A 24398-nucleotide genomic window follows, 5' to 3' on the forward strand; every position below is an offset into this window, starting at 1 on the left:
GTATTATTTTGGTTAGCAGAACACAGGAAACGACCGACCCCTTTCAGAAGGAGCGCACCAGATGCTTATCGAGCGCATTTACGACGAAGACCTGGCCCAGGCCAGCTACCTGATCGGCTGCCAGGCCAAGGGCGAGGCGGTGGTTGTCGACGGCCGCCGCGACATCGCGGTCTACCAGGATCTCGCCAAGAAGAACGGCATGAAGATCGTGGCCGTCACCGAGACCCACATCCACGCCGACTACCTCTCCGGCACCTGCGAACTGGCCGCTGCTACCGGCGCCACTGTCTATGTCTCCGGCGAAGGCGGCCCGGACTGGCAATACGCATTCGACGGCGAACGGCTCCACGACGGCGACAAGATCACCTTGGGCAACATCACCATCCAGGCCGTCCACACCCCGGGCCACACGCCCGAGCATCTGTCCTTCCTGGTCACCGACGGCGCATTCAGCGACCAGCCCGGCTACCTGCTCTCCGGCGACTTCGTCTTCTCCGGTGACCTGGGCCGCCCGGACCTGCTTGATGAGGCAGCCGGCGGCGTGGACACCCGGTTCGTCGGAGCCAAGCAGCTCTTCGCCAGCCTGCGGGACAAGTTCCTGACCCTGCCGGACTACGTCCAGGTGCACCCTGCCCACGGCGCGGGCAGCGCCTGCGGCAAGGCACTCGGCGCCATCCCCTCCTCCACCGTCGGCTACGAACGCCTCTACGCCTGGTGGGGCCCGTACCTGGCCGCCAACGACGAGCAGGGCTTCATCGACGAACTCCTCGACGGCCAGCCCGACGCCCACGCCTACTTCGGCCGGATGAAGCGCGAAAACCGCGAAGGACCGGCCGTCATGGGCGAACGCAACCCGCTGCAGGAACTGGACGCCGCCGACGTCGCCAAGGACCTCGCAAGGGACACGGTCACCTTCATCGACACCCGCTCCAACAGCGAAGTCCACGAAGGCACCGTCACCGGCTCCCTGAACGTCCCTGCCGGCAAGTCCGTGGCCAGCTACGGCGCCTGGGTGGTAGACCCCGAAACCGACAAGAACCCCCTAGTGCTCCTGGCCCCGGACGAGGAAGCCGCGCAGGACATGTGGGACCACCTGGTTCGCGTCGGCATCGACAACGTCGCCGGCTACGTCACCAGCATCCAGGGCCTGCCCACGTCCACCCCAAAGCTCGTCCAGCCCGCCGACCTGGCCGACTTCGGTGCAGCCATGGTGCTGGATGTCCGCAACCGCACCGAGCACACCGCCGGACACATCCCCGTATCCCACCAGCTCAGCGGCGGCCGGATCATGTGGCACCTCGATGAACTTCCCACCGACGGCACCATCGTGACCTACTGCCAGAGCGGCGTCCGGAACTCCGTAGCCGCCAGTGCCCTGCGCCGCGCCGGGTACGACGTCGTCGAACTCGACGGCAGCTACGCCGGCTGGACCGCCTGGCAGCAGGCACGGGAGTCCCTGCCCAGCAACTAATCAAGGCACCGCCAAGCCTTGATTGAAAGCCTTGGCGGCGGCTCGGAGCACCCCGCCGCCGCCAAAGTTGTGTCCCCGGCAACGGAAGCACCGACCACTGGAGCGCGTTAATGACATCCGGCAACACCTCTTCACCGCAGCACCCCGGGCAAAGGGATGCCATCACGCTGGGCCTGCGCCAGAACCTGGCGCAGTTCATGCTCCTCGTGGCCGTCAACGCCCTTGTAGGCGGCACCCTGGGCCAGGAGCGCACGGTGCTGCCGCTGCTTGCCGAAAAGGCCTTCCACCTGGACCACTACACCAGCGCACTGACCTACATCCTCGCTTTCGGCGTGGCCAAAGCCACCACCAACTACTTCGCAGGCACCCTCTCGGACCGTTACGGGCGCAAGCCGGTACTTGTCGCTGGCTGGCTCATCGCCCTCCCGGTCCCCTTCCTTCTGATCTTCGGGCCTTCCTGGGACTGGATCGTCGCGGCCAATGTGGTGCTGGGCATCAGCCAGGGCCTGACCTGGTCCACTACCGTCATCATGAAAATGGACCTCGTTGGCCCCGAGCGCCGGGGCTTGGCGATGAGCCTGAACGAAGCAGCCGGTTACCTCGGCGTAGCAGGAACTGCCCTGGCCACCGGCTACATCGCGTCCGCCTACGGGCTGCATCCCGGGCCGTTCCTGCTGGGCGCCGCCTTCATCGCCGTCGGGCTCGGGCTGACCGTGCTGACCGTCCGCGAAACGCACCATCATGCCAAAGCTGAGGCCGCCACCCACGTCTCCGTCCATGCAGGAACGCAGGCGCACCTCAGCAACCGTGCCGTCTTCACCCTGACTAGCTTCCGGGATAAGTCCCTGTCGTCCGTCAGTCAGGCGGGCATGGTGAACAACCTCAACGACGGGCTGGCCTGGGGACTGTTCCCGGTTCTGTTCGCCGCCTCAGGGCTCAGCATTGAACGCATCGGCATCCTCGCCGCCGTGTACCCGGCCGTCTGGGGCGCCGGGCAACTGGTCACCGGTGCCCTCTCTGACCGGATCGGCCGCAAACCACTGATCGCCGGAGGCATGCTCGTCCAGGCGGCAGGCCTGGCCTTGGTCGCCGTCGGAGCGGACTTCGGGATCTGGTTGGCTGCCCTTGTACTGCTTGGTGCCGGCACGGCCATGGTCTACCCCACCCTCCTCGCGGCGATCGGGGACGTTGCCCACCCCATCTGGCGGGCGCGGTCTGTCGGGATCTACCGGCTGTGGCGCGACGGCGGGTTCGCCATAGGCGCCCTGCTCTCCGGCCTCATCGCCGACGCCTATGGCATCCCGGCAGCAGTCGGCGTCGTCGCCGCCCTCACCGCGGCATCCGGCGTGCTGGTGGGCGTGCGGATGCGCAGCACCGACCACCGGCCCCAGACCTAAATGCACCACAGAAGGTCTGCGTTCCACGTTGAAGGCCTTAGGCCCGGCCTGGGCCCTGCAGGAACTGTGCTCACCACCCCTCCAAACCGGGACTTTCGTCCCTTTCCATTCCGCAGATCTGCCGTCATTCTTGGTCTCGGGCGGCCTCGACAGCGCTAGGGGCCGCCGGCTGCAGAACTAGTTCGCATCGCAACGGCAACCCTATTTCCTGAATCTGCCGACAAGGACAGTATGGCAATCCCACAAATGACCTGCGGCGGCCGGATTCCCTTCCCCGTCCCCAACCGCAGTCCTGGAGCTCCGACAGCATGACGAGCGGAGTGTCTGCAATCGCGCTTCTGAGGGCATCTGCCCGAACCGATCTGACCACCCGTGACGGCGCCCGTTAGAGTTCCGCGGCATGAACCATGCGGACCACAACCAACACCTAGGAACGATATGAAAGCCATCGTGTACGGCGGACCGGGGAAGAAATCCTGGACCGACGTCCCGGACCCGAAAATCAAGAACCCCGCTGACGCCATAGTCAAGGTGGACACAACTACCATCTGCGGCACCGACCTCCACATCCTCAAAGGCGACGTTCCGGCCGTTGAATACGGCCGGATACTGGGCCATGAAGGCGTGGGAACCATCACCGAAGTCGGATCCTCGGTGACGAGCCTCAAAGCTGGCGACCGAGTGATCATCTCCTGCATCAAATCGTGCGGGCACTGCGAGAATTGCAGGAGTGGCCTCTACTCACATTGCCTAGGCGACGAAGGCGCCTCCGGCATCGGCTGGGTGTTCGGCCACCTCATCGACGGCACCCAGGCCGAATACGTCCGCGTACCCTACGCAGAGAACTCCCTCCACCGGCTACCCGACGGCGTGAGCGACGAACAGGCTGTCATGCTCTCAGACATCCTGCCCACAGGATTCGAAATCGGTGTGCAGTACGGGCGTGTGAAACCTGGAGACACCGTCGCCGTGATCGGTGCAGGGCCGGTGGGACTCGCGGTGATCGCCACCGCCGGCCTCTACGGCGCCGCGGCCGTCATTGCCGTGGACCTGGACGCCAACCGGTTGGAGCGGGCCAAGGAATTCGGCGCCACGAACACGGTGCTTTCCGGTTCTTTGGACTGGAAGGAACAGGTATTGGCGCTGACTGACGGGCAGGGGGTCGATGTCGCCGTTGAGGCGGTGGGAATCCCGGGCACATTCACTATGTGCCTGGACATCGTCCGGCCGGGCGGCAACGTCGCCAACGTGGGCGTGCACGGGAAGCCTGTGGACCTACATCTGGAAAGCCTTTGGATCAGGAACATCGCCATCACCATGGGGCTCGTCAATACAAACTCCACACCCATGCTCCTCAAGCTCGTGGCGCAGCAGAAGATCCCGGCGGACAGCTTCGCTACGCACCATTTCACCTTCGACCAGTTCATGGAGGCCTATGACACCTTCGCCCGCGCGGCAGAAACGAAGGCCCTGAAAGTCGTGATCACGGCATGAAAGCACACTTGGACTAACCCCTGGCCCTCACAGCAGTGCGGTGACCCGCAAAATGGCACCGAAAAGGAGAAGGACCCATGAAAGCCGCTGTAATCTACGAATCCATGTACGGAAACACACGCTCCGTAGCTGAAGCAATAGCGGAAGGACTCGAACCGGCCGCCGAATCAGAGGTGTTGTCTGTCGAAGAGGCTCAAAGCACTGACCTAAGCCGCGTGGACCTGCTGGTAGTCGGAGGACCGACACACATTCACGGCATGAGCCGGAAACCGTTACGCGACGCGGCGCTGAAAGACGCCCTGGAACATCCGGAAAAGGGTCTGCAAACCGATGCTGCGGCGGGTGGAACAGGGCTACGTGAATCGTTCGACGCCATGAAGACGGGAACCGGGAAAGCGGCCGCCTTCGACACACGGCTCCAAGGTCCAGAAATGCTGACAGGCCACGCTTCCAAAAGCATCGCCAAACAGCTCGGACAGCACGGATGCGAACTCGTGGCCAAGCCAGTCAGCTTCATCGTCGGCAAGGATAATCGTCTCTTACCGGAGGAACGGGACAGGGCACGCGAGTGGGGCACGCGAGTGGGGCGGGATCCTCGCCGCCGCGCTGTCCCCCACATCCTAATCGACTCCTGACTCAGACCTCGGAAGGACAGGAATTGCGCCAATCCGTCGCCTCAGGCAAGAGGCAGAGTGGTGGCCGCTGCCATGGAAAAGGAGCGCCCTATGAGCCAGGAGAACACCCCGGGCCACGAAGACAGGACCTCACAGGCAGAGTCGGGCCTGACGAGTGAGGACGTCAAGGCTCGCGTCCTCGCTGGCCTGGTCAATGAGGTCCCTGACTATTCCAGCAGGAGCCTGTGGCAGATATTCCGGGCTAATGTCCTGACGCTTTTCAATGCCATTGTTGGCGGCAGCTTCATACTGCTGCTGCTGCTGGGCCAATGGAGGGACGCACTGTTTGGCTTCGCGGCAGTCGGCAATGCAGTTATCGGCGTAGTGCAGGAGTATCGGGCCAAAAGGACGCTGGACCGCCTGGCTGTGCTCGAATCCCCGCGCGCACGCGTGCTCCGCGACGGCGTTGTTAAGGACATTGCCGTGGGGGGCGTCGTCCGCGACGACATCCTGATTCTGCGGACTGGGGACCAGGTGACAGCAGACGCCGCCGTCCTGGACGGCGAAGGCCTGGAAGTTGACGAATCGCTGCTGACCGGAGAATCCGACCCCGTGGGCAAAGTTCCCGGCGCACGGGTGCTCTCAGGCTCGAACGTAGTTGCAGGGCAGGGAAGGGCACGCGTATTGAGCGTGGGCGCAGACTCCTTCGCCAGCCGCCTCACCGCCGAGGCAAAGCGCTTTTCGCTGGTGAACTCAGAGATCCGCAACGGCCTCAATAGGGTTCTGCGCTGGATCACCTGGTTACTTTTTCCCGTCACGGCCCTCGTCGTCAACGGGCAGATGCAGGCCCAGGGCGGCTGGGACCGCGCCCTGGGCTCGGGCACTTGGGCCGCCGCAGCAGTGGGCGCGGTGGCAAGCATCATCGCGATGATCCCCTTGGGGCTTGTGCTCCTGACCAGCGTTGCTTTTGCCGTCGGGGGCGTGCGGCTGGCCCGGGACAAAGTGCTCATTCAGGAGCTGGCGGCCGTTGAAGGTCTCGCCCGCGTGGACATCCTCTGCCTCGACAAGACAGGCACCCTGACGGAGGGAAGGATCGTCTTTGACGCTGTACATGAGATCGCTGCGCCGCCTGTACCTGGCTGGAGAAAAGCCCTGGGGTGGTTTGGCGCCGATCCCAACGCCAACGCAACAGCCCGGTGCCTGGCGGAGGCCTTTCCCGCCGACGGTGTCCTCCAGCCCGCCTCTGTGGCCGGCTTTTCCTCCACCAGGAAGTGGAGCGCGGTCAGCTTCGGCCGGAATCACGCGGCTGCGGGCACCTGGGTCCTCGGCGCACCGGAGATGGTTTTGGACGGGGACAACCTGGACGCGGCTCGTGCCCTGAAGACGGCGAAAGAACTGGCCTCGACAGGCCTGCGCACGCTGGTCTTGTCCTACGCACCCGGGACGTTGCCTGCTCAAGGGCTGGAACGGGCACGGCTGCCAGTGGACCCGCTCCCCGTAGTCTTGCTGACCTTCCGGGAAAAGATTCGCCCCGACGCAGAACGGACACTGTCCTATTTCCGCCAACAGGGCGTGGCCGTGAGGATCATCTCCGGCGATGATCCTCAGACCGTGGCCGCAGTCGCCCGTGAAGTCGGCATCGACCCAGACGGTGGATACGATGCCCGGCAGTTGCCGAAGGACCCGCTCTTGCTGGAACAGACACTTGAGAACCATGTGGTCTTCGGGCGGGTCACGCCGATGCAAAAGAAAGAGATGGTCCTGGCGCTCAGGCGGCAGGGGCACACCGTGGCCATGACGGGTGATGGCGTCAACGATGCCCTGGCACTGAAAGAGGCAGATCTCGGCATCGCCATGGATTCAGCTGCCGCCGCCACCAAGGCCGTGGCCCGCCTGGTGCTTCTGGACGGGCGCTTCGACAGGCTGCCCGCCGTCCTCGCGGAAGGCCGCCGGGTCATTGCGAACGTCGAGCGAGTATCAATACTGTTCCTCAGCAAAACGACCTATGCAGTCGCCCTTTCTGTGACGTTTGGGTCGCTGCTGTGGAGCTTCCCCTTCCTGCCTCGCCAACTCTCCGCCACCGACGGACTCACCATCGGCATCCCCGCGTTCTTCCTGGCCCTCATGCCCAACTCCCGCCGCTATAGGCCCGGATTTCTCAAACGCTCGCTCTCGTTCGCCGTCCCTGCCGGGCTCATCGTCACGGCCACCGTCCTTGCCGTGAACCTGTATTCGCATTCCGGTGGCCATGCCCCCGACGTCACCCGAACCGCCTCGGTCATCACCCTTTCGCTGGTGGCGCTCAGCATTCTGGCAGAAATCTCCCGGCCGCTGAACCGCACGCGCGTAATCATCATCGCCGCCATGTGCACGGGACTTGCCCTCGTGTTAACAGTCCCCGTCCTCCAGGATTTCTTCATGCTGACATGGCCTTCACCCGCCCTCTTCGCTGCCTCACTCGTTATCGCACTCGGCGGAGTTCTCGGGCTGACAGCCCTGGCCCACGTCCACGCAAGGCTTTACGACGAAGAGCGTAGGTCAACGATGAAGTGACTTTGGGCCCTAGTTTCAACGTGAACGTTCCGTCGATTCTTAGAAAGACAGCAATCTTGACGGAGAGGAATGCGACCATGACGGGCCCACAGAATAAAAGGATCATCGTTGGCGTTGATGGCTCCGATTCCTCGATCGAGGCCCTGCGCCAGGCCCAACACATAGCATTGGGTCTGGGGTCCAAGGTCGAAGCCTGGTCCTGCTGGGAGTTCCCCGTCGGACATGAGGCCTACGAAGCGATGGGGACGGACGGATTCGCCCACACGGCTGAGGAGGCACTGCAGGCGGCCATTACAAAAGCCTTCGGTCCGGAACGACCACCGAACGTGAGTCCCAGACTTGTGCACGGCGCGCCGCGACCGTCACTGATCAACGCAAGCAAAGATGCTTCCTTCCTCGTTGTTGGCCGCCGCGGTCACGGCGGATTCGTTGGCCTGTCGATAGGATCAGTGAGTTCGGCGTGTGTCGCCCACGCCCATTGCCCCGTCCTCGTCGTCCATACACCCCGCCCGGTCGACGAATTCGCCCCCTAACCAACTGCCAGCCGTAGAGAAATCCTCCCCCGGCCCCGACACATGACGCGGCCGAAGGTAGGGACCGGCACGCCCGCAGCTGCAGCTGAGAACCCCGCCAGGCTGCCTGGGGCCGTGTCCTTTGGCCCTTTTGGACGCCTCGGATACAGGCGATCCTGAAAGCAGTCGGGGGACCAACGGGAAGACAGTTGGAGAAGGGGACCATGCGCAGAACGGTCAGCGCCATGCTGCTGGTGTTCGTAATGCTGTTGGGCAGCGCCCCTGCGACCTTCGCTGTCGCGCCGGTCCGCGTCGTCGTGGAGGACCGGGCCGGGGTGCTGGACCGCAACTCCCTGGTTCCCGCCATCGAGGCGATCGACTTCTACGAGCCCACCCAAGTGGCCGTCTACACGTACAACGGCAAGCCAGCAGACAATCTCAACGAGGAGATACTGAGGTTCGCCCGAGCGGAACATCCGGAGTGGATCAGCGTCGATGGGCAGAAGTGGGCGGACGGACTGTTCATTTTCGCCCTGGATCCCGTGGGCCGGCATGTCGGGACGTACATGGGCGAAGACCGTAAAGTGTCCCTGGAGCAACGCGATGACATTCAAAACGCCACGAAGGACCTATTACGTGACGCCCAGTGGACGGACGGCACCATCGCGGGGATCCGCCGCGGTGCCGAACTGATCAATCAGCCCTGGTATCGCTCGGTTGCCTTCATGATTACGGCGTGGGCCACCGGTGCAGTCACCGCCCTCGGCGCAGCCGCTTTGCTCATCGTGCGGGCGATGACCAGGGCCAGCAGCCGGAAAGAACTACGACGCGGCGACCGGAGCTATGCCAACGTGACCATGGACCTTAACGTTACGGAGCTGAACGCCAGCACGATCCCGGTTTCTTCGAAATACGGCAGCACCGTCGTGGAGAAGCACCGCACGTTCCTGAGCCGGTACAACACCGCCACGGAGCTGTCGAACCGGGTTCATGCCCTTGGATCCCGGTCACTGAGCCGGAGATCAAACCTGAAACTCGCCCGGGAATACGCGGACGCCACCTCCGAACTGGACGCCCTGGACGACGCAATCGCAGACACAAATTCGCTATTCAACCGGGCCAGCACCTGGCCCACAGCATGGGACCGGCAACTGGCGCCATTCCGCGCCGACCTGGCCGGGCTGGAACAGCTGCTCAGCAAGCGACACGGACAAGGGGATTCCGCCACCGCGGCGGCGCTCCGGTCCTTCCGGGACCAAAGCCTGCGCGACATCGAACGGTGGACTGCCCAGCTTGCCGATGGGAGGACGACACCGGACGTAACCCTGGACCGCCTGCTGGACGCCCGAACCCGGTTGACTGAACTCCTGAAGAACCACGCGGAGACCGTGATCGAAGGCTTCGCTAACAATGAGCGCGAAGCCAAGCTGATGCGCAAGGAGATGGAGAGTGCGCGCGAGGGAGGGAAGCACGACCACCGGCGAACGCACGAACCAAGCATCCTGGGCACCGTGTACCCGTCGTATTACTTCTTCTCCGTCCCCACTTTCAACTCCGGCTTCAACACAGGAGTCAGCAGCGTCAGCACCGCTCGGGGCGGCGGGGGTACCACCGGATACGGAAACAGTGGCGGAAGCTTCTCCGGCTCGGGTAGTTCTTCGAGCTTCTAGGCATTGGAAGAGCCCGAGTGAGCGCTCTTCCCACGAATGGGACGACGCTGGTAAACCGATAAGCAGGTCGTGACGAATCGGAGAATCCCGGGAGACCACGTGACAGAGGTGAGCATTCGCACTGAACGCGGGGACATGCCTGCCTACGCCGCGACACCGGCCGGCGCTGGCCCCTGGCCCGGCGTCGTCGTCATCCATGATGCCCTCGGACTGACCCGCGATACCTGCAACCACGCGGACTGGCTGGCCAGCGAGGGCTACCTCACAGTCGCGCCCGACCTGTTCTACTGGGGCAGTCGGGCGACTTGCTTATGGTCCCTCATCCGCGGCTGGCGGCCCCTCGAAGACCTGGATCTCACCCGCGCCTGGCTGGCTGGGCAGAACGACTGCAGCGGCCGGATCGGCGTAATTGGCTTCTGCATGGGCGGCGGATTTGCCCTCATGCTGGCCCCGGGCCATGGCTTCGCCGCAGCCAGCGTGAATTACGGCGGCCTCGACGACGAAACCGCCCGTGCAATGCCTCGCGCATGCCCGATCGTTGGGAGCTTCGGCGACAGGGATCGCTGGCCGGGGGTGCGGAAGGTACCAGCGCGTCTTGAGCCTCTACTCGTCGCCGCAGGCATCGACCATGACATCAAGGTCTATGCCGGTGCCGGTCATGGCTTCCTCAACAAGCATGGCCCGTCGGACCTCACGTTCGGGGACAAGGTGCTCGCGAAGCTGGTTGCCGCCAACTATCACGAGCCCTCTGCCGAGGACGCGCGCAGGCGCATCCTCGCCTTCTTCCGGGATCACTTGAGCAATGAGGGATTTTGACTCGTCAACGAAGACGTCCGCACCGGACGAGATTAGCGAATTCGCCCACTGGGCTCTGATAGAGGAGGCGAACACCTTTCGCCCAGGCGCTCCGCGTCTGCTGCACAGGAATATTTGCTCACTATCCCGTTTCCTTAGGACTGAAACAGTCCCGGGGCTACCACTCCCCCCGACCAGTCTGTCATTTTCAGGAGTCGCCTACACCGGTTCACGCGGAAACAGCTGAGTGCAGAGGACTGTTGACGTATGTTGCCAGCAGTCCCGCGCACCGTTGTGCATTTTGAACCCTGCCGGGATTCATCGGGGATCCTCGATGGAGATCTGTTCCAGATGCTCAGGCACCCGGGCCCGCCAGCCGAGTTCCCGTTTGATCCGGATGCGCAGGGCATCCGATGCTTCGGGTTCGCCGTGCGTGATGTAGGTCATGCGTGGCTCCTTTTCCGCCTCCTTCATCCATGCGATGAGGCCGTCGGAGTCGGCGTGGGCGGACAGGCTTTCCATCTGGATGACTTCGGCGCGGATCTTGACGCCCTCACCGTAGATGCGGAGCTCACGCTCCCCGGCGGCAAGGATCGCGCCGCGGGTGCCGCCGGCCTGGTAGCCGCTGAGGATGATGGCGTTCTTCGGGTCCGGTCCGTAGGCTGCGATGTGATGCAAGATCCTGCCGCCGGTCAGCATGCCGCTGGCCGAGATGATGATCATTGGGCCGCCCCGCAGGTTCAGCAATTTAGACTCATCCGCGGTGCGGGTGAGTTTGGCGAGCTTGTACATGTTCTCGTATTCGTCCTGCCTAAGGTGGTGTTCCTCGCGGTGCCGCTGGTACATTCCGGAGGCGTCGATGGCCATGGGGCTGTTAAGGTATACCGGGATGTCCGGGATCGCGTTCTTCCTGCGGAGCCTGGAAAGGTACAACATGAGCGTCTCAGCCCGGCCGACGGCGAACGCCGCGAACATGATGACCCCGCCGCGTTTCGCGACCCGGGTGATGATCTCCCCCAGTTGCTTCTCCGGATCCACGGCGGAATGTTTCCGGTTGCCGTAGGTTGATTCGGTCACCAGCACGCCGGTCTCAGCGAGGGGGCGCGGCGGGTACATGAAAGGATCATCCGCTCGGCCCAGATCCCCGGTGAAATGCACGGAGTGTGAGCCGATCCGGACGTGGACCTGAGCGGCCCCCAGGATGTGACCAGCGGGCAGGAACGTCAGTTCCATGCCACCGCCAAGCTCCAGCGGGGTGTCGAACCCATGGATTGTGAAGCTGTTGAGGGACTTCACGGCGTCAGCCGCCGTGTAGAGCGGAAGCGGCGGGCTGTATTGGGACGATCCGCGGTCGAATGCGTACCTGGCATCTTCTTCCTGCAGATGCCCACTGTCAGGGAGGATCAGCTTGCAGAGTTCGAGGGTGCCCTCTGTGGCGTACACAGGTCCGCCGAAGCCGTCCCGGACCAGCGCGGGCACGTATCCCGTGTGGTCCAGATGCGCGTGGGTCAGGACCACGGCGTCGATGGAAGTTGGCGCGACGGGGAAGGGTGCGCGGTTGCGTTCGCGGCTGCGTTTGTAGCCCTGGAAAAGTCCGCAGTCGACCAGCACGCGTTGGCCGCCGGATTCGATCAGGTACCTGGAACCGGTGACGGTATCGGTGGCTCCGAGAAACCGGAGGGTCGCCTGCTGGTGTTTCATGGTGCTCCCGTTCCGCTGCCCATGCCTGTCTAGCCTCGGGCCGCCGGCGCTACGGCGGGCGCATGGACCCGAACGCATTGGACGTGTGAATCGCGTTGGACTTGTGAATCCGCGACGTACCTCAAGTTTCCGCTCACGCCGGGTCCGCACGTAGGGCCGAAAGTCACGTCCGGAAGGCACGCGTGGCAAGCCGGTAGGACCTCTCCTGCCGCCCAGCCATTCCTGCGGTTAATGCCCGGAGTCGCCGTGGCCCGAAGCCGCTTCGCTTTCCTCGCCGGCCGCGCCGCTTCCCGGGACAGGCCCGCACCCTCCCCCATCGCCGAACGTGGTGTGAGGAGACCATGCCGGGCTCGATGCCGGCGCTGCGGTCCCCGCCGCCCGCATGGAGCCCGCAGCGCGTCGCTGACGGTGTAGCCAACTCAAGAAGTTCGCCGTCCGGCGGCCAATTGGTGTAGTTTCCGAGCGCAGGGAAACATCCGGTCGGGTACTTATGCCCTGTTTCGTATCGGGTCCCAGCCGTAGCATCGTCTGCATGAATAGCAAAGACATGATCCCGGCAGCGGAGGTCCTCGACGCGCAAGAGTGCTGGAGGTTGCTCCGTGAAGCATCAGTGGGGCGTCTGGCCGTAATCGTGGATGACCATCCCGACGTCTTCCCCGTGAATTACAAAGTGGACAACGAATCCCTTGTCTTCCGCACCGGAACAGGCACCAAACAACAGGCACTCGACGCAGGCATTCCGGTCGCCTTGGAGGCCGACAGGGTGAGCGCCGAATTCGGCGTGGCGTGGAGCGTTGTAGTGAAGGGGCGGGCCGTCAGGGCAACGTCCACCGACCAGGCCATCGATGCAGTTGGCCGCGCACTGTTCCCCTGGCAGGGAATCGGCAAAGATTACCTCGTCAGGATCGAGCCCGACTCAGTCACGGGAAGACGCTTCACCCTCACTCCCACCACGCAGTGGACAACCCCCCTGGACGATGCCACTCGGGCCGGAATCGAATAAAAACCAGGCTTCGCGCCTCCGATACAGCCCCGGCCGGGAAGCCCGCTCGCTCAGGGCTGCCCGCTGCAGCGGTCGAAGCGGGCGCCGTTCTTCGCCCAGCCACGCGTTTAGCCTGCTCAGCCATGGGCGGCAAGGTAAGCGATCAGTCCTTTGACGGTGGCCACCGCAGGATAGTCCCGCTCGGGAATGTTGACGCCGGTGTCCGTGTCGATGGTTTCCACGAGCCGTAGGAAATCCAGTGAATCAAGTTCAAGGTCCTGCCGCAGCCGGGAATCCTCGCCCACGTCCGCCATGTCCACATCCGGCGCGACCTTACCGATGGCGGCATTGACCGCCATGCGGGCTTCCTGTTCATTCACAGCTCCTCCGGTTTCTGCAGCAGCTCTTCGATGCGCGCGAGGAAGCGGCCGCCGCGCAGGCCGTCGCTGACCCGGTGGTCGGCCGACAGGGTGGCAATGACCGCGTGGCGCACCCCGAGCATTCCGTCCTGTGCCCAGGGTTGTTCCATCACGCGCCCAAAGCCGACCATCGCGACTTGCGGGGGATAAATCACGCCATACACGCTCTCGACGCCGAGATCCCCAAGGTTGGTCACCGTGATGGTCGGATCCGCCATTTCGGCACGCTGCAGCCGGCCGGCACGCGCGCGGCTGACGAGGTCCCGCAGTTGCTCCATCAGCACCTCCACGGGCAAAGTGTCGGCGTCGTGGATCGCGGGAGCCACCAGCCCGCCTTGGCGCAGGGCCACCGCGACGCCGAGATGCACCGAGGTGCTCGGCCGGAACCCGCCGTCGCCGTAGAAACCGTTGACTTCGGGTACCTCTCGGGCCGCAAGCGCCGTGGCCTTGAGCAGGAGTGCGGAGGGGACAAGTCTGGCGGCGACGGGACGCTGGTCGTTGGCGGACTGCATCCAGTCAACGGCGGCGCGCAGGTCCAGGGTGGTGCTCAGGTAGTAGTGCGGGATGGTCTTCTTCGAGCGTGACATCAGGGCGCCGATGGCGCGGCGCAGGCTGGCCACGCGCTCACGCGCCTCCGAAGGCTTGACGGGCTCTTCCGGCGTGCCGTTCGGGAGGGCCGGCGGGACGGGAGCGCGGATCTCGGGGACCAGCGCCTCCGCCTTGCCGACCGCGGCGCGGTGCACGTCCGCCTCGGTCACGGCCCCCTGCGGGCCGGTGCCGGTAATGGTGGCGAGCTCGACGCCGAGTTCGGCGGCTAACCGCCGGGCCCGGGGCGAGGACCGTATCCGGTTGCCGGGGCCGGCGGCGAGGGCATGCTCCACGTCGGCCCGGGTGATCGCCCCGCCTTTGCCGGTGCCGTGAATCTGCGCCGTGTCCACTCCCAGCCGGTGCGCGAGGTGCCGGACCGGTGGCGCGATGATGCCGGCTTCTTTCGGGGCTGCTGTCTCAGGGGCTTTGGGGGCGACAGCGTTCGGCGCCGCCGTCTTCGAAAAAGCAGCCTTACCCGCCGCCCGGCCGGGCGCCTCATGGGCCGGCGGGCCGGTCTCGGCCGGGGTCTGCGTGATCCGGGCCAGCGGCGTGCCCACCGGCACCGTTTCGCCGACGCCGACCAGAAGGTCAGCGACCACGCCCTCTTGGAAGGACTCCACGTCCATGATGGTTTTGTCGGTGTCGACGACGGCCACCAGATCCCCGCGGCGCACGTAGTCGCCGGGCTTGACGAGCCACTCGACGAGCTTGCCGTGGTCCATGTCGGCCCCGAGGGAGGGCATCAGGAAGTCACCCACGGGCCCCTGCCGCCTCCCGGGCCGCGGCCATGATCTGCTCGACGGAGGGCAGGGCGGCCAGTTCCATGTGCTTGGAATAGGGGATCGGCACCTCCGCGCTGCAGACTCGGCCCACAGGCGCGTCCAGGTCATAGAAGGCGTTCTCGGTGATCCGGGCGCTGATTTCCGCCGAAATACTCCCGCTGCGCCACCCCTCGTCCACCACCACGGCCCGGTGCGTCCGGGTGACCGATGCGAGGATGGTCGCCTCGTCGAGCGGCCGGAGCGTGCGCAGGTCCAGCACCTCGGCGTCGATACCTTCCCCCGCGAGCTGCTCCGCGGCGTCGAGCACGGCAGGAAGCGTCCCGCCGTAAGTGATCAGCGAAATGTCACTGCCGGGACGCCGGATTGCGGCGGTGTCGATGTCCACCGGGCCGGCATTGTCGTCGAGTTCGCCGGCGACGTTATAGAGCGAGCCGTGCTCAAAGATCAGCACCGGATCCGGGTCCTCGAGCGCCGTCCACAGCATTCCGCGGGCATCCTCGAGAGTGGCCGGGACGAGGATGCGCAGGCCTGGGATGTGCGCATACCAGCCTTCAAGGCTGTGCGAATGCTGGGCGCCCAACTGGCGGCCGGCGCCGGTGGTCATCCGGATGACCAGCGGCACGTGGAACTGCCCGCCGGACATGTGCAGCAGGGATGCGGCGTTGTTCACAATCTGGTCCAGGGCGAGGAGGCTGAAGTTGACGGTCATAATCTCCACGATGGGCCGCATCCCGCCGAGCGCCGCGCCGATCCCGGCGCCAACGAAGCCGGACTCCGACAGCGGGGTGTCCCGGATGCGCTCGGGGCCGAATTCCTCCAGCAGTCCCAGGCTCACCGCGAACGATCCGCCGTAGATCCCAACGTCCTCACCCATCAGGAACACGCCCGGATCACGCTGCATCGCGTCGCGGATCCCGGCGCGCAACGCCTCCCGGTAGCTGGACTTCATGGCGCGCTCCGCTCGCTGTAGACAAAGCGCGTGAGTTCCTCTACCGGCTCCAGCGTCCCGGCTTCGGCGAAGTCGACGGCGGCGCTGATCTCGGCCTCGGCGTCCGCCTGGAGCTGCGCCCAGTCCTCCTCGGCAAGCTGGCCCGCCGCCTCCATGCTGCTGCGGAGCAGGGTGATCGGGTCCCGCTCCTGCCATCTCACGACTTCGGCCTTCTCGCGGTACCGTTCGGGATCGAACATCGAGTGCGCGCGGAAACGGTAGGTGCGCAGTTCCAGGAAATGTGGGCCGCCGCCGGAACGGACGGCGTCCACGGCGCGACGTGCGGCCTCCTCCACGGCCAGGACATCCATTCCGTCCACAGCCCAGGCCGAGATCTCGTAGCCTGCGGCCTTGAGCGCGATGTCCGTCTGCGATTCCGAGCGGCCCAGTGCGGTTCCCATGGCGTAGAGGTTGTTTTCGCAGCAGAACAGCACGGGTAGTTGCCAGAGTGCGGCGAGGTTGAGGCTTTCGTGGAACTCGCCTTCCGCGACGGCGCCTTCGCCGAAGAAGCACACGGTGACGTTGGAGCGCCCTGCCATCTTGTCCGCGAGGGCCAGCCCGACGGCGAGCGGCAGCCCGCCGGCGACGATCGCGTTTCCGCCGTAGAAGTGCGTCGCGGCGTCGAAGAGGTGCATCGATCCGCCGCGTCCGCGGCAGCAGCCCTCCGCGTAGCCGTACATTTCGGCCAGGATCGCACCCGCGGCGACGCCGCGGAGCAGGGCATGGCCGTGCTCCCGGTAGGTGGCGACGACGGCGTCGTCCGGGGACAGGGTCTCCAGAACGCCCGCCGCGACGGCTTCCTCTCCGATGTAGACGTGCAGGAAACCGCGGATCTTCACGGCGCTGTATAGCTCGACGCACTTTTCTTCGAGCTGGCGCACCCGGAGCATCTGCAGCAGCAGGTGCCGGCCGTGCTCGGGATCCAGGGGGCTGCGTGTCGCGGACATGGGGTCGGTCATTTGTGATCCTCCGGCGGGGCCTTCGGAGGGGAAGCCTCGGGAGAGGACTCGATGGTTGAGGTGTCGCCCGCCGGCAAGCCTAGTTCGCGGGCCTTGAGTAGGCGCCGGACGATCTTGCCGCTGCGGGTCTTGGGCAGCGCGGTAGTGAATTCCAGCAAGCGGGGGGCCACCGCCGGGCCAAGCCGCTTGCGGGCGAAACCGATGATGTCCAGCTGCAGGGCCTCGGAAGGCTCCCAGCCCGGACGGAGCTCCACGAAGCCCTTGACGACCTCGCCGGCCACCGGGTCGGGGACGCCGATCACCCCGGCCTCGGCTACGGCCTCGTGCTCCATTAGGGAACTTTCCACCTCGAACGGGCCGATAAGGTGCCCCGAGGACTTGATCATGTCGTCGCCCCGGCCGACAAACCAGTAGTACCCGTCGGCGTCGCGTTTCGCGAGGTCCCCGGTGAGGTACCAGCCGCCCACGAAACAGCGGCGGTAGCGCTCTTCCTCGTGCAGATACCCGCGGAACATCGACGGCCAGCCGGGCCGGAGCGCGAGTTCGCCCGCCGTATCAGCAGCCGTCACGAGCACCGCCTCGCCGTCGCGGACAATCGGCCTGTCCTCATCATCGCGCGCCACGAGGGCAGCCTCGACGCCGGGCAGCGGCCGACCCATGGAACCGGGCCGGATCTCCGTGGCTGCGTAATTGGAGACCATGATCCCGCCCGTTTCAGTCTGCCACCAGTTGTCGTGCACGGGCTGACCCCAGGCCTCCTGGCCCCAGACCACGACTTCCGGGTTGAGCGGTTCACCCACGCTGGCGACGAAGCGCAGGGCGGACAAATCGTGGCCTTCGGCGCGTTCCGCCCCGGCCTTCATCAGCATCCGCAGGGCGGTGGGGGCGGTGTACCAGACGGTGACGCGCTGTTCGGCGAGGATCCGGTACCACCGGTCCGTGTCCATTTCCTCCTCGTCCACGATAGTCGTCACCCCGTGGGTGAGCGGGGCGATCACGCCGTACGAGGTGCCCGTGACCCAGCCTGGGTCGGCTGTGCACCAGTAGACATCCCCGGGATGCAGGTCCAGTGCCAAGCTGCCGGTCGCATGGTGGGCGGTGACGGCGTCGTGCACGTGGATGGCTCCCTTCGGTGTCCCAGTCGTGCCACTCGTAAAGTGCAGCAAGGCCATGTCCTCGGCCTGCGTCACGGCAATCTCCCCGTCCGAGGGGGCTTCCCGCATCAGTGCGGCGAGGTCCAGGGTGCCTGGTTCCGGATCGCCGTCTGCGTCGGTCAGGAGGACATGCTGAAGCTCCGGCAGCGAATCGCGGAGTTGCGCAATCTTCCTGCGGTACAGCGCCCGCGTCGTGACCAGCGCCCGGCCCGATCCCAGGTGCAGCCGCTGACGGACCGGCTCGGGCCCGAACGCGGAGAACAGCGGACAAAAGACGCTGGCATTCTTGAATGTGCCGAGCACCGCAATATACAGGGCGGGCACGCGGCCGGTAAGTGAGAAGACGCGCTCCCTCCGCCCGATTCCCAGGCTGCGCAGCACGGCGGCGAACCGGTTGGTCTGCCCGGCCAGCTCCGCGAAACTGAAGGAATGGGTGCTGCCGTCGGCCCGGACGAAACGCAATGCCTCGCGGCCGGCGTGCTCACCGGCGGCATGCCGGTCCACCGCCTCGTACGCGATGTTGACGCCCCGGCCACCAGGCAGCCCCGAAAGGGCGCGCCGGGCTTCATCCCAAGAGAACGCGGCAAAGGCCGTCTCGTAGTCCACTAGATTCGGCCGGACCGGGAAGCCGGAGATGTCCTTGGAAATGGTGGGCCAGCGGGTGGATGGTTCGGTTCCTGCCGTCATGGTTCCATCGGACTCCCGCCCGGTCTTGCTGCCTAGAGTAGAAAGTCCCGCGCATGTGGTCCCTCGCACGCATCCGGGCAGAAAGTCCTTTCGGATCCGTGTCTCCCGGGGCCGGACACTGTGAAGAACTGGGATATGACTACGTTCCATCGAAAAGCTGCAGCCACGCCTCCTGCGGGAGCAGAGCAGAGCGGAGCAGACGTATTTGAGTCTCGCGGAATTAGCCGTCGTGGTTGTCGTGATCTTTCTCGGCCCTGTGCCGGGCTGCTGATGCTGTTCCAGTTTTGCTTCCGCGTCCCTTCTCCGGTAGCCGATAGACCGTAGCTGCCCCGTCGTAGGATGCCGGTGCTCCCGTTCCCATGCATGGTCGTTCACGCCAGTCCCGGGAACCTCTTCGTCCCCATCTTCGCTGCTGACTTTGCCCATTACCGGATAGTCTCACAAGCCCGACAGGAGGAGAAGGACGAGGCCGTTAGTCATTGCCGGACTTGTGGCGTCGGGCCATGATTTTGTTCTAAGACCCCGCCGGTTTCACCGCAGTCATCCGGACGCCGATAGCAGCCGAAGAACAGGCAGACCAGAGGCATCTGACCGGCCCCATGAGCAGGTTCATCGGGGACCTATTGGCCGGGAACCCGCCGAGTGGTTCCCGGCGACCATTCCAGCAGGTGTCCTGTATTGCGTTGCTTCTCTACACTCCTTAACTGCCGATGCCTGGCAGGTGTTGAGATGTCTGGTCCAAGCTTGGGGAGTCCACGCAGGGCAAGCGAGCCCAGCTTGTCGATGGCGCAGACTGCCGGACGCGTCCGTGGCGGCTTGGTGCAGGGCCGCCGAGACGGCGCATGATGACGAAAGCAATCGCTGGGACGAGCGCGAGGCTCCGGTGGTGATCAGTTTCGTCCGGATCCTGTCGACGGCCCATGACGGCGCCATGGACGTGCGGGGGCCGTGCTCGCAATGGCATTCGCAGCACCGGCGGGCCTTTAGTCCCTGTTAGCCGTTTCCGCGCGGGTATCTACTGAAAGAACACCGGCCCATCCATGGGGCTGTCCCTGCCCAGAGTTTGGAGAAAATACCATGTCTGATTTGCTCAAATGGTCCCCGTTCGCTTCACCCCGGTGGCCGTTCAGCACCCTGTTGCGGCACCCATCGGAGCTGATGGACTCCCTGGATCGCATGTTTGACTCCGCGACCGGCCCTGCCCCGATCCGCGTCGAGGAATTCGTCGACGGCAAGACCTTGGTGGTGCGCGCCGAGATGCCTGGCGTCGATTCCGACAAAGACGTGGAGATCACTATCGATGACGGGTACCTGCACATCCGGGCTGAACGCCAGGAAAAGGAAGAACACAAGGATAAAGGCCACTTCCGCTCCGAGTTCCGTTACGGTTCCTTCAGCCGGAGCATCCCGCTTCCCGAGGGGGTGAAGGAAGAAGACATCAAAGCCTCCTACAACGACGGGGTGCTGGAAGTCCGGACCCCCCTTCCCGACGAGGCTGCCCAGCCCGAGGCTCCGAAGAAACTCCCGATTACCCGCGGTTAGCGATGCCCTTCTCGAAACGCGGCACCAGTTCCGGTGCCGGCGATTCCGGCACCGGAACTGCTCTGGAGATCAGATCCCTGTGGACCCGACTGGACCCAGAAACTCGGCAGTGGTTCATGGACCACACCGGCACCGCCATCGTGCCCCGCACAATCTCCGCGGCCCTGTGCCGGGCCGCGGAGCAACCGCTCCCCCAGGACCCCCACGGGCAGATCCGGCTCACGGCGGAGGACATGGTGTTCATCCGGAACCAGGCCCACAGCGCCTTCGCCGCCCACGGCACCAAGCGGTTTTTCGATGCAGTCCAGCCCGAAGACCACCGGCACGGCATCCCGTGGCGGTACAGCACAGGCGCACCGCCCCGGTCCTGACCGCTGCTGTAACCCGTACCACCGCCATTGGAGCCGGGGCCACAGCATCCCACCCGATAACCGAGCCAGTTCCCCTCCGGGCGGGGATCTGAGGAATCCGTCGGCTGGTGACCCGAACGCACTACGAACTGCACAGAGGCCCCTTGGGCAGACAGCCACGGGAACATCGGGTTCACCTCACCCGGGCTGGCCGGGGCAGTATCCGGGGCCGCTGTACTGCCCGCCGCCGGGAGCCCCACCAGGCCGCACGAGAGAGGCACTGGCATGGCTGAGGTACTGCGATATGAAGTCGGATCCGGGACTGTACTCGTTGAAGTGGATGGGGACAGTTATGGCGTGAACCACCCTGCCCGGAACGCAGAGGGAATTTTGAATGTGGGCCGGCGTCTGGAGGATGCTCTGGCCAGTGTCCGCCCAGCCGCCGCTGCAGTGGTAGAGGCAATGAGGGAAGTCGCTCCCGAGCACATGGAAATTGAGTTCGGAGTGAAACTGGCAGGGGACGCAGGGGCGGTCATTGCGAGAAACAGCGCAGACGGCCATTTTGTCCTGCGGTTGTCATGGTCTGCTGCGGCGGTTTCCGCGCTGGAGCAGGAAGAATAGACAACCGTGTAAGGGGCGGGACTTTTTGGAGTCCCGCGATTGACCGGGGACCGCCACGCGGCAGCCCGCCACGTGGGAACTACACCAGGGCCCTAAACAAGCCCCCACCTGGTGAACGCACCGTCAAAGGTCCAGTTCAAGTCCGGCTGGAATCCCTACACGAGGGTGAGCGTGATGTACGAATTTCGCGACAGGGTTGATGCAGGTCGGAGGCTGGGGCAAAGGCTGGCTCAGCTGCGGGGGCAGGACGTGGTGGTTCTGGGGTTGCCCCGCGGCGGCGTTCCGGTCGCGTTCGAGGTTGCGAAGGCGCTCGACGCGCCGCTGGATGTGATTGTGGTTCGCAAGCTGGGTGTGCCTTTCCAGCCGGAAGTGGCGATGGGTGCTATCGGGGAAGGAAACGCCCGGGTGCTTGACGCACGTGTCATCTCCTTGTCAGGTGTTACCGAAGCCGACCTGCAGGCGGTCGAGCGGCGTGAGCGGGACCTTCTGGAGTCCCGGGTTGCGGGGTACCGCCAAGGGCGGGTGCGCGCGGATCTGAAGGGCCGCACAGTAATAATCGTCGATGACGGTATCGCGACCGGGTCCACTGCCCGTGTCGCCTGCCGGGTTGCACGGCAACTGGGTGCGGCGAGAGTGATTCTGGCCGTGCCTGTAGCCCCGACCCAGATGCTGGCCTCGCTGACGGAGCCGGACGACGTCGTCTGCCTGATTTCCGCCCGGAACTTCCAGGCCGTCGGCTACCACTACAGCGACTTCTCCCCCATAGCGGACGAGGAGGTCGTGCAACTGCTCGACGCCGCAGCCCGGCGGCTGCACCGTGTCCTGGCAGCGGAAGGGCCCGGCGTCGAAGAAGAGGTGGAAATCCCGTCCGGTGCCATAGGTCTCCAGGGCAACCTGCACCTGCCCGCACGGTGCAACGGGATCGTGGTGTTCGCCCACGGCAGCGGCAGCGGCCGTCACAGCCCCCGCAACAGGTTCGTCGCCTCGGTCCTTCAGCGCGCCGGGCTGGGCACCTTGCTGCTGGATCTGCTGACCCCCGCTGAGGAAGTCAACCGGGAGAACGTGTTCGACATCGCCCTGCTCGCCCGGCGGCTCATGGCGGCAACCCGGTGGCTGGGCACCAGGAACGACACCTCATCCGGTCTTGTCGGCTATTTCGGGGCCAGTACCGGTGCCGGTGCCGCGCTGTGGGCCGCGGCCGAACCCGGCGCACGGATAGGCGCCATTGTTTCACGGGGCGGGCGCCCGGACCTGGCCGGCCCGCGGCTGGCCGCCGTGCGTGCCCCGACTCTGCTGATCGTCGGCAGCGCCGACCCCCAGGTCCTTGCACTCAACCGCCAGGCCATGGCCCTGATGCGGGCACCGACCCGGCTGGAGATCATCCCCGGAGCCACACACCTCTTCGAAGAACCCGGAACACTCACCCAGGCGGCCACCCTGGCCGCTGAATGGTTCATCCAATACCTTTTGCCCGCCGGGAACGAGGAACCTGCCCCGGAGGTGCAGCTGTGAACCGCAGCACCGGGTACACAACCGCGGGTCGGGCGGCTGAGCTCGCTCAGATCCGCGTCCTGGCACATCGGCTGGCCGGGGCCGAGGACCTGGATGCCCTGGTCCGCCTCGCCGCCGCGGCCCGTTACGTGTGTCTGGGTGAGGCGTCCCTCGGCACCCACGAGTACTACCGGTGGCGGGCAATGATCAGCCGTCGACTGATCGAAGAGCACGGCTTCAGCTGGATCGGGGTCGAGGGCGATTGGCCCGACTGCTGGCGTATCAACCGCTGGGCCAGGGGGCAGGGAGACCGGGACCTTGACGCGTGCCAGCTGCTCGCCCGCTTCGAGCGCTGGCCGACATGGATGTGGGCCAACCATGAGGTTGCTGAGTTCCTGACCTGGCTGCGTAAGTGGAACCTCGCACGGCCGGAACACGAGCACACCGGCTTCTACGGTCTCGACGTGTACTCACTATGGGACTCGCTGCGGGAGATCTTCACATGGCTCGAGACAAACGCGCCCGATGCCCCGCCTGCGGCGCGGCGGGCCTGGCATTGCTTCCTGCCGTTCGGAGAGGATCCACATCGGTAGGCCGGGAGCAGCCGGCTGCGACTTCAATCCTGCGAGGCGGACGTCGTCGTCGCGCTGCTTGCATAGGAACACCGGCGAACCCACGGCCGGCTGCAAAGCGATCCGGCCGCGTTCGACGGCGCGCAGAACGCCTTGATCGCAGCCAATGCCGAACGCTACAACCGGACCATGGTCCGCGGCGACCGGCAGTCCTGGAACATCCGCGACCACCACATGAGCGATACCATCGACCGCATCGCACACCACCACGGGCCCGGTTCCAAAGGACTGGTGTGGGCACACAACACCCATATCGGCGACGCACGCGCGACAGACATGGCACGCGCCGGGATGGTCAACATCGGACAGCTGATGCGCCAGCGCCACCCAGGGGAGGTGCTCCTGGCCGGCTTCGCGTCCTACTCCGGAACGGTCACCGCGGCGGAAGCCTGGGGCGCTCCCGAACAGATCATGACGATGCCGAACGCCCAGCCCGGCAGCCACGAAGACCTCCTCAACCAGGGCCTCGGCGAAGCTGCCCTCCTGATGTTCGGCCCCGACCGTACCGGTCCCAGGCTAACCGCCCGGCACGGCCACCGAGCCATCGGTGTGGTCTACGATCCGCACCGCGAGACTGGTGACTACGTTCCCACCCGCATGGCAGGGCGCTACGACACCGTGCTCTGGTTCCCGCAAACCGCCGCGCTCCGCCCGCTCCATCACGAGCAACAACCCGGCGAACCTCTACACGAAACCGAACCCACATGCTTCTGAGCCCACCTCGAACCGGGCGACGCCGTGATACTCGGCTGATACGACGGCGACGCCAGCCAGTTGTCCAGCCCTTGGTGGTTGGCACCAGAGTCAGCGACGACGTAGACCCCGGTCAAGGTTTCGCGGACTTCCACTCCCCCGATACCTTCCTTACAGCGACCTTCGCAGCAAATCAAAGATCGGTGACGACCATGTGCAGGCTGCAAGTCAGGCGAGGCCGTCTTGCTACTCGGAACCGTGCGTGGCGAGTCCACGGATGAGCCCAAACGTAGGGGCGGAGCC

General features: G+C 65.2%; 19 protein-coding genes and 1 pseudogene. 14 read left to right on the forward strand and 6 right to left on the reverse strand.

Annotated features, from left to right (window positions below):
* The first annotated feature begins 61 nt into the window (after nucleotides 1–61).
* From ASG92_RS07500 to ASG92_RS07535, 8 genes are all read left to right on the forward strand, one after another.
* Complete coding sequence (locus ASG92_RS07500) at nucleotides 62–1471, forward strand: MBL fold metallo-hydrolase (protein WP_056626490.1); 1410 nt, start codon at nucleotides 62–64, stop codon at nucleotides 1469–1471.
* Nucleotides 1472–1581: 110 nt separating this feature from the next.
* Nucleotides 1582–2868 (forward strand): MFS transporter, encoded by a 1287-nt coding sequence (locus tag ASG92_RS07505; protein WP_056626492.1) that lies wholly within the window; start codon nucleotides 1582–1584, stop codon nucleotides 2866–2868.
* Between the two features lie 438 nt (nucleotides 2869–3306).
* Nucleotides 3307–4362: a zinc-dependent alcohol dehydrogenase family protein gene (locus ASG92_RS07510; protein WP_056626494.1), complete on the forward strand. Its 1056-nt coding sequence runs from the start codon at nucleotides 3307–3309 to the stop codon at nucleotides 4360–4362.
* Nucleotides 4363–4439: 77 nt separating this feature from the next.
* Nucleotides 4440–4997 carry a flavodoxin domain-containing protein gene (locus ASG92_RS07515; protein ID WP_056626496.1) on the forward strand — a complete coding sequence of 186 codons (558 nt, stop codon included), beginning with the start codon at nucleotides 4440–4442 and terminating at the stop codon, nucleotides 4995–4997.
* Nucleotides 4998–5087: 90 nt separating this feature from the next.
* Entirely contained in the window at nucleotides 5088–7529 is a 2442-nt protein-coding gene (locus ASG92_RS07520; RefSeq protein WP_056626497.1) for an HAD-IC family P-type ATPase, read from the forward strand.
* Between the two features lie 77 nt (nucleotides 7530–7606).
* Nucleotides 7607–8062: a universal stress protein gene (locus ASG92_RS07525; protein ID WP_056626499.1), complete on the forward strand. Its 456-nt coding sequence runs from the start codon at nucleotides 7607–7609 to the stop codon at nucleotides 8060–8062.
* A 203-nt stretch (nucleotides 8063–8265) separates the two neighbouring features.
* Nucleotides 8266–9711: a DUF5129 domain-containing protein gene (locus ASG92_RS07530; protein ID WP_056626501.1), complete on the forward strand. Its 1446-nt coding sequence runs from the start codon at nucleotides 8266–8268 to the stop codon at nucleotides 9709–9711.
* A gap of 108 nt (nucleotides 9712–9819) precedes the next feature.
* Nucleotides 9820–10527: a dienelactone hydrolase family protein gene (locus ASG92_RS07535; RefSeq protein WP_240987040.1), complete on the forward strand. Its 708-nt coding sequence runs from the start codon at nucleotides 9820–9822 to the stop codon at nucleotides 10525–10527.
* Between the two features lie 297 nt (nucleotides 10528–10824).
* On the opposite strand, the gene ASG92_RS07540 is transcribed toward ASG92_RS07535, so the two are convergent.
* Nucleotides 10825–12207, reverse strand: a complete 1383-nt coding sequence (locus ASG92_RS07540; protein ID WP_056626505.1) for an MBL fold metallo-hydrolase — start codon at nucleotides 12205–12207, stop codon at nucleotides 10825–10827.
* A gap of 532 nt (nucleotides 12208–12739) precedes the next feature.
* Between ASG92_RS07540 and ASG92_RS07545 the strand changes: the two genes are divergently transcribed.
* Nucleotides 12740–13210, forward strand: a complete 471-nt coding sequence (locus ASG92_RS07545; RefSeq protein WP_056626507.1) for a pyridoxamine 5'-phosphate oxidase family protein — start codon at nucleotides 12740–12742, stop codon at nucleotides 13208–13210.
* A 116-nt stretch (nucleotides 13211–13326) separates the two neighbouring features.
* On the opposite strand, the gene ASG92_RS07550 is transcribed toward ASG92_RS07545, so the two are convergent.
* The 5 genes from ASG92_RS07550 to acsA are packed head-to-tail and all read right to left on the reverse strand — an operon-like array spanning nucleotide 13327 to nucleotide 18766.
* Nucleotides 13327–13569, reverse strand: coding sequence for an acyl carrier protein (locus tag ASG92_RS07550; protein ID WP_056626509.1), 243 nt, complete (start codon nucleotides 13567–13569; stop codon nucleotides 13327–13329).
* Complete coding sequence (locus ASG92_RS07555; protein ID WP_056626511.1) at nucleotides 13566–14954, reverse strand: 2-oxo acid dehydrogenase subunit E2; 1389 nt, start codon at nucleotides 14952–14954, stop codon at nucleotides 13566–13568. Before ASG92_RS07555 ends, ASG92_RS07550 begins: the two co-directional genes overlap by 4 nt.
* Complete coding sequence (locus ASG92_RS07560; protein WP_056626513.1) at nucleotides 14947–15927, reverse strand: alpha-ketoacid dehydrogenase subunit beta; 981 nt, start codon at nucleotides 15925–15927, stop codon at nucleotides 14947–14949. Before ASG92_RS07560 ends, ASG92_RS07555 begins: the two co-directional genes overlap by 8 nt.
* Nucleotides 15924–16925: a pyruvate dehydrogenase (acetyl-transferring) E1 component subunit alpha gene (gene pdhA, locus ASG92_RS07565; RefSeq protein ID WP_056626514.1), complete on the reverse strand. Its 1002-nt coding sequence runs from the start codon at nucleotides 16923–16925 to the stop codon at nucleotides 15924–15926. The genes ASG92_RS07560 and pdhA overlap by 4 nt, the downstream gene beginning before the upstream one ends.
* Nucleotides 16922–18766 (reverse strand): acetate--CoA ligase, encoded by a 1845-nt coding sequence (acsA, locus tag ASG92_RS07570; RefSeq protein ID WP_056626516.1) that lies wholly within the window; start codon nucleotides 18764–18766, stop codon nucleotides 16922–16924. Before acsA ends, pdhA begins: the two co-directional genes overlap by 4 nt.
* 1077 nt (nucleotides 18767–19843) lie before the next feature.
* On the opposite strand from acsA, the gene ASG92_RS07575 reads away from it, so the two are divergent.
* From ASG92_RS07575 to ASG92_RS07595, 5 genes and pseudogenes are all read left to right on the forward strand, one after another.
* Entirely contained in the window at nucleotides 19844–20308 is a 465-nt protein-coding gene (locus ASG92_RS07575) for an Hsp20/alpha crystallin family protein (RefSeq protein ID WP_056626518.1), read from the forward strand.
* A 116-nt stretch (nucleotides 20309–20424) separates the two neighbouring features.
* Nucleotides 20425–20679, forward strand: a complete 255-nt coding sequence (locus ASG92_RS07580; RefSeq protein ID WP_240987041.1) for a hypothetical protein — start codon at nucleotides 20425–20427, stop codon at nucleotides 20677–20679.
* A 264-nt stretch (nucleotides 20680–20943) separates the two neighbouring features.
* Nucleotides 20944–21279, forward strand: coding sequence for a CU044_2847 family protein (locus ASG92_RS07585; RefSeq protein WP_056626520.1), 336 nt, complete (start codon nucleotides 20944–20946; stop codon nucleotides 21277–21279).
* A gap of 174 nt (nucleotides 21280–21453) precedes the next feature.
* Complete coding sequence (locus ASG92_RS07590; protein WP_056626545.1) at nucleotides 21454–22791, forward strand: phosphoribosyltransferase; 1338 nt, start codon at nucleotides 21454–21456, stop codon at nucleotides 22789–22791.
* A gap of 182 nt (nucleotides 22792–22973) precedes the next feature.
* Nucleotides 22974–24116 (forward strand): annotated as a pseudogene (locus ASG92_RS07595) (erythromycin esterase family protein).
* Nucleotides 24117–24398 lie beyond the last annotated feature (282 nt).

This window comes from Arthrobacter sp. Soil736 (assembly GCF_001428005.1).
GTDB lineage: Bacteria > Actinomycetota > Actinomycetes > Actinomycetales > Micrococcaceae > Arthrobacter.